The 13082-nt window shown below is 63.6% G+C and carries 14 protein-coding genes; 10 read left to right on the plus strand and 4 right to left on the minus strand.

All coding sequences use genetic code 11. The features are described from left to right. Positions 1 to 129 precede the first annotated feature (129 nt). A complete protein-coding gene (locus tag JQ631_RS23860; protein ID WP_212329925.1) occupies positions 130 to 705 on the plus strand; it encodes a TetR/AcrR family transcriptional regulator in 576 nt (191 codons plus the stop codon). Between the two features lie 232 nt (positions 706 to 937). Here the strand turns inward: JQ631_RS23860 and JQ631_RS23865 are convergent, their stop codons facing one another. Beyond that, positions 938 to 3259, minus strand: coding sequence for a molybdopterin guanine dinucleotide-containing S/N-oxide reductase (locus JQ631_RS23865; RefSeq protein ID WP_212329927.1), 2322 nt, complete (start codon positions 3257 to 3259; stop codon positions 938 to 940). A 178-nt stretch (positions 3260 to 3437) separates the two neighbouring features. Then, positions 3438 to 3989 (minus strand): hypothetical protein, encoded by a 552-nt coding sequence (locus JQ631_RS23870; protein ID WP_212329936.1) that lies wholly within the window; start codon positions 3987 to 3989, stop codon positions 3438 to 3440. A 333-nt stretch (positions 3990 to 4322) separates the two neighbouring features. Between JQ631_RS23870 and JQ631_RS23875 the strand changes: the two genes are divergently transcribed. Continuing rightward, positions 4323 to 6110: a peptide ABC transporter substrate-binding protein gene (locus JQ631_RS23875; RefSeq protein WP_212329938.1), complete on the plus strand. Its 1788-nt coding sequence runs from the start codon at positions 4323 to 4325 to the stop codon at positions 6108 to 6110. On the opposite strand, the gene JQ631_RS23880 is transcribed toward JQ631_RS23875, so the two are convergent. After that, positions 6073 to 7050, minus strand: coding sequence for an AraC family transcriptional regulator (locus tag JQ631_RS23880; protein WP_212329940.1), 978 nt, complete (start codon positions 7048 to 7050; stop codon positions 6073 to 6075). The genes JQ631_RS23875 and JQ631_RS23880 overlap by 38 nt on opposite strands. A gap of 103 nt (positions 7051 to 7153) precedes the next feature. Here JQ631_RS23880 and JQ631_RS23885 point away from each other — a divergent pair, with 103 nt between their 5' ends. From JQ631_RS23885 to JQ631_RS32510, 8 genes are all read left to right on the plus strand, one after another. Next, a complete protein-coding gene (locus tag JQ631_RS23885; RefSeq protein WP_212329942.1) occupies positions 7154 to 7492 on the plus strand; it encodes a carboxymuconolactone decarboxylase family protein in 339 nt (112 codons plus the stop codon). 138 nt (positions 7493 to 7630) lie between these two features. After that, entirely contained in the window at positions 7631 to 8902 is a 1272-nt protein-coding gene (soxC, locus tag JQ631_RS23890; RefSeq protein WP_212329963.1) for a sulfite dehydrogenase, read from the plus strand. After that, positions 8889 to 9437 carry a c-type cytochrome gene (locus JQ631_RS23895; RefSeq protein WP_212329965.1) on the plus strand — a complete coding sequence of 183 codons (549 nt, stop codon included), beginning with the start codon at positions 8889 to 8891 and terminating at the stop codon, positions 9435 to 9437. Before soxC ends, JQ631_RS23895 begins: the two co-directional genes overlap by 14 nt. 10 nt (positions 9438 to 9447) lie before the next feature. After that, positions 9448 to 9918 carry a DUF302 domain-containing protein gene (locus JQ631_RS23900; RefSeq protein WP_212329967.1) on the plus strand — a complete coding sequence of 157 codons (471 nt, stop codon included), beginning with the start codon at positions 9448 to 9450 and terminating at the stop codon, positions 9916 to 9918. A gap of 36 nt (positions 9919 to 9954) precedes the next feature. After that, a complete protein-coding gene (locus tag JQ631_RS23905) occupies positions 9955 to 10263 on the plus strand; it encodes a hypothetical protein (RefSeq protein ID WP_212329969.1) in 309 nt (102 codons plus the stop codon). Between the two features lie 157 nt (positions 10264 to 10420). Continuing rightward, positions 10421 to 11305: a carbohydrate ABC transporter permease gene (locus JQ631_RS23910; protein ID WP_212331559.1), complete on the plus strand. Its 885-nt coding sequence runs from the start codon at positions 10421 to 10423 to the stop codon at positions 11303 to 11305. Then, positions 11302 to 12093, plus strand: a complete 792-nt coding sequence (locus JQ631_RS23915; RefSeq protein WP_212329971.1) for a carbohydrate ABC transporter permease — start codon at positions 11302 to 11304, stop codon at positions 12091 to 12093. The genes JQ631_RS23910 and JQ631_RS23915 overlap by 4 nt, the downstream gene beginning before the upstream one ends. Before the next feature lie 255 nt (positions 12094 to 12348). Beyond that, on the plus strand, positions 12349 to 12477 hold the full coding sequence (locus tag JQ631_RS32510) for a hypothetical protein (RefSeq protein WP_283841811.1): 129 nt from the start codon (positions 12349 to 12351) through the stop codon (positions 12475 to 12477). Between the two features lie 101 nt (positions 12478 to 12578). On the opposite strand, the gene JQ631_RS23920 is transcribed toward JQ631_RS32510, so the two are convergent. After that, positions 12579 to 12980: a VOC family protein gene (locus JQ631_RS23920; RefSeq protein WP_212329973.1), complete on the minus strand. Its 402-nt coding sequence runs from the start codon at positions 12978 to 12980 to the stop codon at positions 12579 to 12581. Positions 12981 to 13082 lie beyond the last annotated feature (102 nt).

A 13082-nucleotide genomic window follows, 5' to 3' on the forward strand; every position in this document is an offset into this window, starting at 1 on the left:
GGAGCCGCCGATCCGACGACCATTGTATTATGATCATAATTCATTATTATGATCATAATGCAATAGTACATCACTCACGATCCCGTGGCCGCTGCCATTCAGGCCGACGTCGAGAGGGAGTTACAGTCCATGCGATATGAAAAGGGGCACAGGGACGAAACGCGCCGGCACATCCTTGATGTCGCCTCCACCCGGTTCCGCGAGAGCGGGATCGCCGCGGTCGGCCTCGCCGGCATCATGTCGGAGGCGGGCCTCACCAACGGCGCCTTCTACACGCACTTTGCCTCCAAGGAGGAGCTGGTGCGGGAGGTGCTGACCGAGGCCCTCACAAGGCGTGAGGAGCGGCACAAGGCCAACCTGGAGAATGGCGTCGCGCTCGAAACCACGATCCGCGATTATCTCTCGACACGTCACCGCGATCGCGCCGGCGCCGGCTGCCCGACCGCCGCGCTGGTCGCCGAAATCGCGCGGCATCCGAAAGCAACGCGCGATGCCTTCACGGGCAAGGTCTCCGACATCATCGTGCTGGTGGCGGAGCAGATCAGGCAGGGCTCGGCGAAAGAGCGGCGGCGCAAGGCGATCACGATCTATTCGACCATGGTCGGCGCGCTGCAACTGGCGCGCGCCGTCAACGACAGGAAACTGTCCGACGAGATTTTGGAGAATGCGATTGAAGCGGCGGTGACAATCGCGAACGCGCGTTGACGTGTTCGACGATCCGGCCACCATCCGTGGTGGCTTGGAGGCGACTGCAATGATTCTCCGGCCGCTGCAACACGACGTAACTTGAGGGCGCCCAGCGACCGGGCCAGCGTTCGAGCGCGGCCTTGCAACTTCCCAAGTTCACTAAGTTCGTACTGAACCGCCGCCTGAACCTGCTGTCAGGCGGCGGTCCGGATTTCGTTTCGCAAAGCGGAAAGGCACGCCGTTGCGATCGTTACACCGGATCGAACGCCCGGATCGGTGGCAGATTGCCGGTGAACTTCTCCACCTCCACCGTCGTGAGCTGGCCGGTGCAGCCTTGCGCGAAGGACGAGGTGCCGATGTCGCGGGTGAGCACGTTCGGATTGCCATGAACGCAGAGCGGCGCGTCGTCTTCCGGATCCATCGGGTCATACCAGGCGCCGGTCGGCAATTGCACGACGCCGGGCGCGATGTCGTCGGTCACATGCACCGCGGCAAGGCAGGCGCCGCGTTCGTTGAACAGGCGGATGATGTCGCCATCGACGATGCCACGCGCGCTCGCGTCGCGCGGGTTCATGCGCGCGACCTCGCGGCCACGATGTTTTGCCGCGAGCGAATGCCCGCCGAAGTCGAGCTGACTGTGCAGTCGCGTCACCGGCTGGTTGGCGACCAGGAAGCACGGCGCACCCGGTTTTGGCATGTCGCTCTTCTCGAGCCAGACCGGATGGCCGGGACAATCCGCATCGCCGTGACCGGCGATCTTGGCTGAGTAAATCTCGATGCGTCCGCTCGGCGTCGGCAGCGCGTGCGCGACCGGGTCCTCGCGGAAGCTGCGCAAGCGGCCGCCGTCGTCGGGCTGCTGCGGCACGACCAGGCTACCGCGTTGCCAGAACTCCTCGAAGCTTGGGGCCTCCAGGCCACGCTTGGCGAGCGAGGCGCGGGTCGGCTCATAGAGATGCTCCAGCCATTGCCGCGAGGTCCGCCCTTCCGTGAACGGCTCGCGGGCGCCGAGGCGATCGGCGAGATCGGCAAAGATGTCGTAGTCGTCGCGCGCCAGCCCAAACGGCTCGGCAATACGATGCATCGCGACCATCAGCGGATCGTTGGTGGAATAGCCGATATCCTCGCGCTCCAGTGTCATGGTCGAAGGCAGCACGATGTCGGCGTGGCGCGCGGTCGCCGTCCAGGCAAGTTCGTGCACGACGAGCGTATCGACCTTCGCAAACGCCTTGCGCAGTCGGTTGATGTCCTGATGGTGATGGAAGGGATTGCCCCCGGCCCAGTAGACCAGGCGAATATCCGGATAGGTGCGCGTCTCGCCATTGTAGCGATAGGTACTGCCGGGATTGAGCAGCATGTCGGCAATGCGCGCCACCGGAATGAAATCGCGGACGCCGTTGCGTCCCTGCCCCAGCGTCGGCCCCGGCACGTCGTTGACGCGGCGGCCGTAATAGCCGATCGCGCCCAGCGAATAAGCGTAGCCGCCGCCGGGAAGACCGATCTGGCCCAGCGCTGCCGCCAGCACCATGCCCATCCACACCGGCTGCTCGCCATGCTCGGCGCGCTGCAGCGAATGCGACACGGTGATCAGCGCACGCTTGCCGGCAAGCCGCCGCGCGAGCGTGCGGATCGCGTTGGCGTCGATACCGCAGATCGCGGCCGCCCATGCCGCGTCCTTGGCCTGCCCGTCGCTCTCGCCGGTGAGATAGCGCAAGAACACCGGCCAGCCCTCGGTGTAGCGATCGAGGAAGGCCTGGTCGTGCAGACCCTCGCTGACCAGCGTGTGGACCATGCCGAGCATCAGCGCAGTATCGGTACCGGGGATGCAGGTCATCCATTCGGCGCCGGCTTCGAGGGGCAGGTCCTCGCGCAGCGGGCTCATCAGGATGAACTCGCAGCCGCGCCGGCGCGCCGCCGCCATGGCGCCGCGCTCGACATGCTTGCTGATCGAGCCGCCGGCCACCATCGAGTTCTTCAGCGCCATGCCGCCGAAGGCCAGCACGATCTCGGTCTCATCGGCGATCTGCTCCCAGGTGACGTTACGCTTGGTGATGTCCTCATAGCCCGCCATGATCTGCGGCAGCAGCACCGACGACGCGCCGGAGGAATAGGAATTCACCGAGCGCACATAGCCGCCCATCGCGATGTTGAGGAAGCGATGCACCTGGCTCTGCGCGTGATGCAGCCGGCCCGCGCTCGACCAGCCATAGGAGCCGCCGAACACGGCGGCGGGGCCGCGTGTGTCGCGGATGCGCGCCAGCTCGTCGCCGAGCAGATCGAGTGCCTTCTCCCAACTGACGGAGACGAATTCATCGCGGCCGCGCCTGTCATCCGGACCCGGTCCGCGCTCGAGCCAGCCGCGGCGGATGGCGGGCTGGGCAATGCGCGCCTGGTGACGCAAGGCGCCGGGAAAATTGTCGATGATGCCGTTCGGATCGGGATCCCCGCCATAGGCCCTCACCTCCAGCCCGGCTGCGCCATCGCGTGCGGAAAACACACCCCAATGCGAGGTGTGCGGCTTGAATCCGTCGGACAAATCCAGGCCCGGGTCGGGGAAGCCAATCGTATCGTCCATCGCGTGGCCCTCAATCGCGGAGCGCCGAGCAGGCGGCTCCGATCGCAACATCAGGCCAATATAGAGAGCCATGCGCGTGCAGGGCAACGGATTACAGATGCGTGGAACCGATCGCATGGCCGCATCCCGCAGATCGCACGGCGACCTGCGGCGCGTTCCCTCTCGACCGGTGCTCTGCTCAGCTCTGGGCGTTGACCTGGCTCGTACGATCGGATGACGCCGCCTGCTGCGCGGCATAGGCGGACGCGGCAGATGATGCGGGCGAATATTGCGCGAAGGCTTCGGTGAGTTCCTCCGCCGCCTCCGTGAGCTCCTTCATCACGGCCGCACTGTCCGTGACCTGATTGCCGGAGGAATGGATGACTTCGAACGACAGCCCATTCGGAAGATCGACATGGATCTTGTCGATCCCGACCGTGTCGGGGGTGTTGTCATTCTGCGGTTGGCTGCTTGCGGAGGACGGATCTCCTGCCACCTGCTGGCTCGCGAACCTCTGCACGAAGTCCTCGATGGATTTGAGCGCGCTGCTGTCGAGACCACCGCCGCCGAAATGGACGATGCCGACCGACATGCCGTTCGGCAGGTTGACCTTGACCTCGTCGTAAGGCGTTCCGTCATGCAGCAGCGAGCTGAAGGTCGAGACGTCTCCTCCTTGCGAACCACCCGGCGATTTCGATGGGCTGGAGGATGACGACGAACTCGCCGTGCTTCCACCAACGATGCTGCTCATGCCGCCGACGCTCATACGCGAACTCCACTGTCATTGCGAACGCACGTTCCGCGTGCAATGGGCGTGCCAGTTGACGGAACCATATCCATCAAGGGGTTATCGCAAATTCCGGGTGGGAGATCCTTCGCACCGGCAAGTCTGCCCCGGCAGAAGCTGCCCATCGCCGCGAAATCCTCACCGTCCTGATGCTTGCCGAGGGCATGCCGCTTTGCGGTACGCCTGCTCGCCATTTCGTCGCAGGTTGTTCCTCCTCTCCCGGCATTGCCCCCTCGTCCATGATCAAACATGATGGGTCAGGGCCAGTGACGACTTTTTCGTGGTGGAGGTCATCCAATGAACGAGAACGAAATCCGCAACGCAATCGCGGAAGTGAAGCAAGGCACACTGTCGCGACGCTCGTTCATCCGGACAATGGCCGCGGTCGGAATTACCGCGCCGGTCGCGGGCCAGATGCTGCTCTGGAACGACGTGGCGATGGCGGACGCAACGCTGCAGTACAAGCCGACCAAGGCCGGCGGCGGCGGTCCGCTCAAGATCCTGCTGTGGCAGGCCCCGACGCTGCTGAATCCGCATTTCGCGATCGGCACCAAGGACCAGATCGCCTCGCGCATCTTCTTCGAGCCGCTCGCCGGCTGGGACGCGGACGGCAACCTCATCCCCTGCCTTGCCGCCGAGGTGCCGACCAAGCAGAACGGCGGCATCGCGGCGGATGGCACCAGCGTGATCTGGAAACTCAAGCAGGGCGTCAAGTGGCATGACGGCAAACCGTTCACTGCCGACGACGTGGTCTTCACCTGGAGCTACGCCGCCGATCTCGCCACGGCCGCCTACACCACGGGATCCTACAAGGACATCACGGTCGAGAAGATCGACGACCACACCGTCAAGGTGATCTTCAAGGCGCCGACCCCGTTCTGGGCCGACCCCTTCGTCGGTTCGGTCGGGCAGATCCTGCCAAAGCATCACTTCGGCGACTATTCCGGCGCGAAGTCGCGCGAGGCGCCGGGCAATCTGAAGCCGATCGGCACCGGCCCGTACAAATTCATCGAGTTCAAGCCGGGTGACATGATCCGGGCCGAGCGCAACCCCGACTATCACGTCAAGAACCAGCCTTTTTTCGACACGCTCGAAGTCAAGGGCGGCGGCGACGCCGTCTCGGCGGCGCGTGCGGTGCTGCAGACCGGCGAATACGACTATGCCTGGAATCTGCAGGTGGAGGACGAGGTCCTCAAGCGCATGGAGGCCGGCGGGAAGGGCAAGGTCGACGTCACGCTCTCCGGCAATGTCGAGTTCATCATCCTCAACACGACGGATCCATGGACCGAGGTCGATGGCGAGCGTTCGAATGCCAAGACCAAGCATCCGACGCTGTCCGATCCGGCGGTGCGCCGCGCGTTCAACCTGCTGATCGACCGCGACGGCATCCAGAAGTTCATCTACGGCCGCGGCGGCGTTGCGACCGCAAGCTTCGTCAACCAGCCTGCGCAGTTCAAATCGAGCAAGCTGCACTACGCGTTCGACATCGACAAGGCGATCAAGATTCTGGACGAAGCCGGCTGGAAGCCGGGCGCGGACGGCATCCGCGAAAAAGACGGCAAGAAGCTCAAATACGTGTACCAGACCTCGATCAACGCGCCACGGCAGAAGACACAGGCCATCATCAAGCAGGCCTGCCAGAAGGCCGGCATCGAGATCGAAATCAAGGCCGTCGTCGCATCGGTGTTCTTTTCGTCCGATGCCGGCAATCCCGACACCTACTCCAAACTCTATGCCGACATGGAGATGTACAACACGACGCAGCCGCAGCCCGATCCGGAGCGGTTCTTGAACCAGTGCGTGTCCTGGGAGATCGCCAACAAGGACAACAAATGGCTGGGACGCAACATCTCGCGCTGGTCCGACCCGGAGGCCGACAAGGCCTACAAGGCTGCGCAGAACGAGCTCGATCCGGTCAAGCGCGCCGCGCTGCTGATCAAGGTCAACGAGATCTTCTGCGAGGCCAACATCCTGGTGCCGCTGCTGTCACGCAATATCGTCGGCGGCGGCGTCAACAACCTGATGACCGACATCTCGGGCTGGGATGTCACGACGTGGAATTTGGCGAGCTGGTATCGGAGTTGACGGCGGCTGCTTGCGACCCCGGTTCTCTCAAAGCGCCGGGTCGCACGCCGTATTGGCGCATGATGGCCTTGCTCAGGGCACTCTCGGACGCATAGCCGACCTCGGCCGCGATCTTCGCGATCGGATCTGACGTGCCGGCCAGCCGCTTGCGCGCGACCGCCAGCCTCAGATCGGACAGGAACGTCATCGGCGCGACGCTGGCGCGCTTCTGAAAGGCGCGCACCAGCGTTGCGCGCGAGGCGATCGCGACCTCCGCCATTTCGTCGAGCGTCCAGTCGCGCGCGAGATCGCCAAGGATCGCCAGCACGACACGGGCCGTGGTGCGGTCCTGCAACAGCGACAGCGTGCCGTCATCGGAAGCCTGCTCCGTCAGATGGTCGCGGAGCATCATGACGAACAGGGCCCGCGCGAGGTCGGCGGCGACCATCTCCGATCCGGCCCGCCCCGCATCCAGCTCGTCGCGAATATCGAGCAGCAGGCGCCGAAACCGTTCCAGCAGCGGCTCTCCTGCCGTGCGCAGGATGATCTCGTCGGGAAGGGCTGCGATCAGCGGGTTCTCGTCCGAGGTCTCGAACAGGAAGCGGCCGCATAGCAGCTCGGTATCCACCGTGGCATCGACGGTCGCGCGCTGACGCACACCGTTTCGGACGTCGGTCGAGACCCGGCCCGCGGCACCTTTCACATTGCTTCGGACCCGATGACTGTCGCCGTGCGGCAGCAGGAGAATATCGCCGGCCTCCAGCCTCTGCGGGCCCAGACCCGGCCGCTCGACCACGCAGGCGCCGCGCGTGACCATGTGGAATTGCGCCCATCCCTTGCCGTTTGGTGCGTGCAGCGATTCCCAGCTGCCGCCAAACCGGCAGGAATCCTCGATCACGGGGCGGATCCTGAACAGCGGCACCATCGCATTCAACAATTCGGCTGCTTCAGCCTCCGACATTCGCACTCCTTGATCCGCCCGGACATCGGTCCGAGCCGCCCGGCCATTCCCCGGTGCAGCAGGCGCCGACACATTAGAGGACGAGACATCAATGGAGGTTAACATGGCTATGCTCGACTGGAACACCTATCGCCGCCAGGTCGTCGCCGGCGTCGGCGAGATCGGGAAGCTCTCGCCCGAGACGGTCAAGGGCTACGCGACCCTGAGCGGCGCCGGCGCCAAGACCGCACACCTCGATGCCAAGACACGCGAGTTGATCGCGCTCGCCGTCGCCATCAGCCTGCGTTGCGACGGCTGTATCACGGTCCATGCCGCCGAAGCGAAGAAGCATGGCGCGACCGAAGGCGAGTTGGCCGAAGCGCTCGGCACCGCGATCTCGGTCAACGCGGGAGCGGCGCTGGTCTACTCGACCCGCGCGCACGAGGCCTTCAAGGAAGCTTGAACGACCCGCAGGAGTGAGCGCGCCAACGCTCACTCCTTCTAACACAAGCTAACAAGCAATCTGCGCGGCATGCGGTAAACGTCGCGACATGAATGGGATCTGGTTTTCCAAAAAACACGAATATCAGTGGGAGATGGCATGACGTCCAAGACGCCAATCGAGTTGTTGTCACGGCCTGCGAATGTGTCGCGCCGTGGCTTCGTGGGAGGACTGTCGGCGGGCATTTTGAGCGTTGCCACGACCGAAGCGGCGAATGCGGAATCGCTGGCCGACGTCCCCGATCGAGGACCCGGCGCAGATCTCGGCGCGCACAGCGAACGTTCGCGGTTTGCCAAGATCGATCGCATCCCGGAGTCGACGCCGGGCAAGCGCAACATCGATCCGAGCGATGCCATCAATTCCAAGACGCCGCATCAGAAGCTGGTGGGCAACATCACGCCGACCGATCTGCACTACGAGCGCAGCCATTCTGGCGTGCCCGATATCGATCCCGCGCAGCACCGTCTTCTCATCCACGGCATGGTGCGGAAGCCGCTGGTGTTCAGCGTCGACGATCTCAAGCGGATGCCGTCGGTCTCGCGCGTGGTCTTCATCGAGTGCACCGGCAACGGCTGGGAGAACTGGAAAAAGGCCGATCCCGAGCTGACGGTGCAGAACACGCATGGCCTCGTCAGCACCAATGAATGGACCGGCGTTCCGCTGAAATTCCTGATCGACCTCGTCGCCAAGGACAAGGGCTCGACCTGGATGCTGGCGGAGGGCGGCGACGGCGCGGGTGTCGATCGCAGCATCCCCCTCACCGACGAGATCGTGAACGAGGCATTCGTCGCCTATGGCCAGAACGGCGAGCCGCTCAGGCCCGCGCACGGCTTTCCGATGCGGCTGGTGATGCCGGGCTTCGAGGGCAACCTCAACATCAAGTGGCTGCGGCGCCTCAAATTCGGCAATGAGCCCTGGATGACGCGCTGGGAGACGGCGCGCTACACGCAGCTGCTCGCGAACGGCAAGGCACGGCAATTCCAGCTGCGGATGGACACCAACTCCGTCATCACCCGGCCCTCGGGCATGATGCAGATCCAGCCCGGTTATGTCAGAATCTCCGGTCTCGCCTGGAGCGGTCATGGCAAGATCGCCAAGGTCGAGATCTCGACCGACGGCGCGAAGACCTGGACGCAAGCGCAACTGAGCCAGCCAGTGTTGTCCAAGGCGCAGGTGCGATTCCAGATGGATTGGGTCTGGGACGGCAAGCCGACCACAATCGTGAGCCGCTCGACCGACGAGCAAGGCAATGTTCAGCCGGACCGGAAATCCTTCATCGCCGCGATGGGGACCAACGCCCTGTTTCACTACAACGCCCAGCAGACCTGGAGCATCGACGAAGCCGGGAGGGTCCGCAATGTCCTCGCATAACAAGCTGGTTCTCGCAGGGATCTTCGCGGCCGGCCTGCTTGCAGCGCCCGCATTTGCCTTCGACTTCGGACGTCCGGCGACGCCTGATGAGATCAAGCTTTGGGACATCGATGTCGGGCCCGACGGCAAGGGCCTACCTGACGGCGGCGGCACGGTCGCACAGGGCAAGCAGGTGTTCTCCGACTATTGCTCGGCCTGTCATGGCGAGAACGGCCAGGGCGGCATCAAGGATCGTCTTGCCGGCGGACAGGGAACGCTCGCCTCCAGCATGCCGGTGAAGACCGTCGGCAGCTTCTGGCCCTATGCAACGACGCTGTTCGACTACATCCATCGCGCGATGCCCTATCCGACGCCGGGCTCGCTCAGCATCGACGAGACCTACGCCGTCACGGCCTACATCCTGAGCCTGAACGGCATCGTTCCGGCCGACGGCAAGGTCGACAAGGCCAGCCTCCCTGAGATCAAGATGCCCAATCGTGACGGCTTTGTTCCGGATCCGGAATTCGACCCGGCGAAGCTATTCCACAAGAAGTGAGCCCGACATCATGAGGCTTTCGGCACTGATCAGGACCCTTGCCCTGGTCGCAACGATATTTTCATGGGAGACACAGGCAATGGCCACGGACGGACTCATCACCATCAAGAGCAGCTTCGGACCTGAGGACACGATGAAGCGGCTCGAGGCCGAGGTGAAGGCCAAGGGCCTCACCGTATTTGCCCATGTCGACCACGCCGCGGGTGCGGCCGCCGTTGACATGACGTTGCGGCCGACGGACCTTCTCATCTTCGGCAATGCCAAGGGCGGCACGCCGTTGATGCAGCAGGCGCAGACCATCGGCATCGACCTGCCGCTGAAGGCGCTGGTCTGGCAGGACGAGCAGGGCGCGACCTTTCTGTCCTACAACGATCCCGCCTATCTCGCCGGCCGTCACGGCATCGGCGAGCCGGCCAAGGCTGTCGTCACTGCGCTGACAGGTGCGCTGCATGCGATCGCGACCAAGGCGACGGCACCGTAACCGACAGTCGCGCGATCCGTGCGCGAGGAGAGGCCGATGACCAGCACCGACAATCAACCGTCCACCTCCGGGGACAGCAAGCTCGCCCGATGGGTGGTCATCGCGGTGCTGGCTGCCTTACTCGCCGCCGCCTGCATTCTCGGCTATCTCGGCTGGACCAGCACCGACACCAGCGTGCCGGCGTCGGGCTATGTCGCGCTGGTGCTCGGCGTCGTGTTCTCGCTGGTCGTCGGCGCCGGCCTGATGGCGCTGGTGTTCTACAGCAGCCGCAAGGGCTATGACGAGCCGGTGGTGCTGATCCCCGAGCCGGAGAGCGATCCCGACGATGGACGCGGCCCGCACTGACGACACATGATCGCCGCGCGGAACTGGGCTGCGCTGCCGCCTGTTGGAGATCAGCGGTCTAACGGGCTAGGTCTTGCGCGATCCGGAATGCTGTGAGGGCCTCGGTGTCGACCGAGGCCCTTTTCGTGCCGGACGTACCCCGTTGCAATCGTTCGACATGAAGCCTTACGACAACAGAGCCTGGTTCCTGGTGCTTCCCGCCCTGGTCATCGTGACCCTGGTCGGAATCCTCCCTCTGATCGCCGTCACCAATTATTCCTTCCAGGATCTCTTCAGCCTGAACAATCCCTATTGGATCGGCATCGACTGGTACCGGAACATCGTCACGTCGGACCGCTTCTACGCGAGCCTCGGACGCAGCTTCCTGTTCTCGGCCATCGTGCTGTCGATCCAGCTGCCGCTCGGCATCTGGATTGCGCTGCTGCTGCAACGATCCCACCAATTCATCGTCAGCACCGTCCTCGTCCTGATCACCGTGCCGCTGGTGGTGCCCTGGAACATGATCCCGGTGATCTGGCTCAATTTCATCAATCCCAATGCCGGCCTCGCCGGGCGGATGCTGGCCTGGCTGGGCGTCGGCTTCGACTACAAGTTCAATGCCCTGCACACCTGGATCGTGCTGGTGGTTATGGATACGTGGCACTGGCTCGGGCTCGTCGTCGTGCTGGCCTATGCCGGCATCTCCAGCATTCCGGCCGCCTACTACCAGGCCGCAGCCATCGACGCCGCGTCGCCATGGCAGGTGTTTCGCTTCATTCAGCTGCCAAAGATGAAGACCGTGCTGTCGATGGCCGTGTTGCTTCGCTTCATGGACAGCTTCATGATCTATATCGAGGCCTTCCGCATCAATGCCGGCCGCCCCGATAGCGCCACCGCATTTCTCAGCCTCGATCTCGGCGAGGAGATCCAGTCCTTCAATTACGGTCCATCGGCCGCTCGCTCGATCATCTACTTCCTGATCGTTCTGACCGTCGCCTGGACTTTCAAGGCGGCGACGAGCACCCGGGCCCGGGCCCCCGTCGGGATGGAGCCCACCAGGTGAAGTCATCGCTTGGGCGCACCGTCTTGTTCGTCGTGATCGGCGCCTTCGTGCTGGTGCCGCTGGCGCAGACGATCATGACCAGCTTCGTCTCGACGCTGCCGAGGGCCGGGATCACGGAGGGACATTTCAGCCTCGTCAATTACCGGAACATCCTCAATTCGCCGGTCCTGAAGCAAGCGATTCTGAACTCGATCATCTATGTCGTGCTGAACGTCGCGCTGTGCCTCGGCGTCGGATTGCCGGCGGCCTACGCGTTCGCGCGCTACAGCTTCGTCGGCGACCGGCAACTGTTCTTCCTGCTGCTGGTGTTCCGCATCACCCCGACCGTCGTGCTGTCGCTACCGATCTTCGTGCTGTTCGCGCAAATCGGCCTGGAGAACACTCCCGTCGGCATTGCGCTGGTCCACTGCGTCTTCAACATCCCGATCTCGATCTGGATTCTGGAGGGCTTCATCGCCTCAGTGCCGCGCGAGTTCGACGAGACGGCCTTTCTGGACGGTCATTCGCTTCCGAGCTTTTTCTTTCGCCATCTCGTTCCGGCGATCGCGCCGGGCATCGGCGTGACCGCATTCTTCTGCTTCATCTTCTCCTGGGTAGAGGTGGTGCTGGCCCGCATCCTGACGACGACAGGCGGCAAGCCGATCACCATGGCCATCAACGCACTGTTCGGCTTCCGCACCGATTTCGGCCTCGTCATGGCCATGACCGTGCTGGCGCTCGTGCCGGGAATCGCGATGATCTATTTCGTGAGGAATCATCTTGCGAAGGGATTTGTCATCAGGACGTGATGGGTGGAGCGGGGGACACGCTTTCCCTCCACGCCGTCATTGCGAGCGGAGCGAGGCAATCCAGCCTGCCTCCGCGGAACGACTCTGGATTGCTTCGCTGCGCTCGCAATGACGGAGTATGAGGCAGCACTTCGCTCTTCCAGCGGGCAACTTGAATCGCAGACACACCTTCGCGCTCTCGCGGCCTAATCCGCCCGAGCTTTGCTCAATCGCACGACCCGCAGCGTTACGCTGACCGAAGCAGGCGCCTAGCTGGTGGCGCAACTGCGCAACGCCTTCGACGATATCGACGCCGCTGGATTCGATGCCGGAATCCGCTTCGGTGAGCACCTGGCGCAGGACAAGATCGCGATGCGGATCGGTGCTGGACTCCCGTCCTTTTGAGACGCGATGAGCTTGGTCGATGATCCAGTACGTAATACGTAGGATGGGTTGAGCGAAGCGATGGGTTTCGCAAGGGCTCAACCCATCCTACGAACTCCGAACTATGTCCGCCCAATCAGTTGAGCGATCTCCCAGACATGACCTGACGGGTCGGCGAAAGCCGCGGTTCGCCGTCCCCATGGACGGTCGATCGGGCCATTGAGCAGTTCGACACCGATCGCCCGAAGGCCGGAACACACTGCGTCGACGTCAGCGACCCTGATCGTCAACAGCGCGCGGGCGCCTGCGGACGACGGCCCAACCGGCAACGGCTCCACGAGCATGGGTGCCTGGGACGCGGCGAGAAGATTGACGAGCAGCCCGCCGAATTTCAGGACAGACGAGTTGGCGTCCTCCCAGATGGTCTCGGCTGTGAATACCCGGGCGTAGAACGCCTTCGACGACGCAATGTCGTCGACGAACAGCGTGATGACTTCGACTTCGCTTTGCAGACCATTGACCATGTCGTCCCACTTCCCACCGTTACGGCGCGTGTTTGCACAACAGCGCAGCCGATACGCCGCTCAAATATGGGCGACGCCGGGTCTTGGCTGAGTTCTGCTGAG

The organism is Bradyrhizobium manausense (assembly GCF_018131105.1).
Lineage (GTDB): Bacteria > Pseudomonadota > Alphaproteobacteria > Rhizobiales > Xanthobacteraceae > Bradyrhizobium > Bradyrhizobium manausense_B.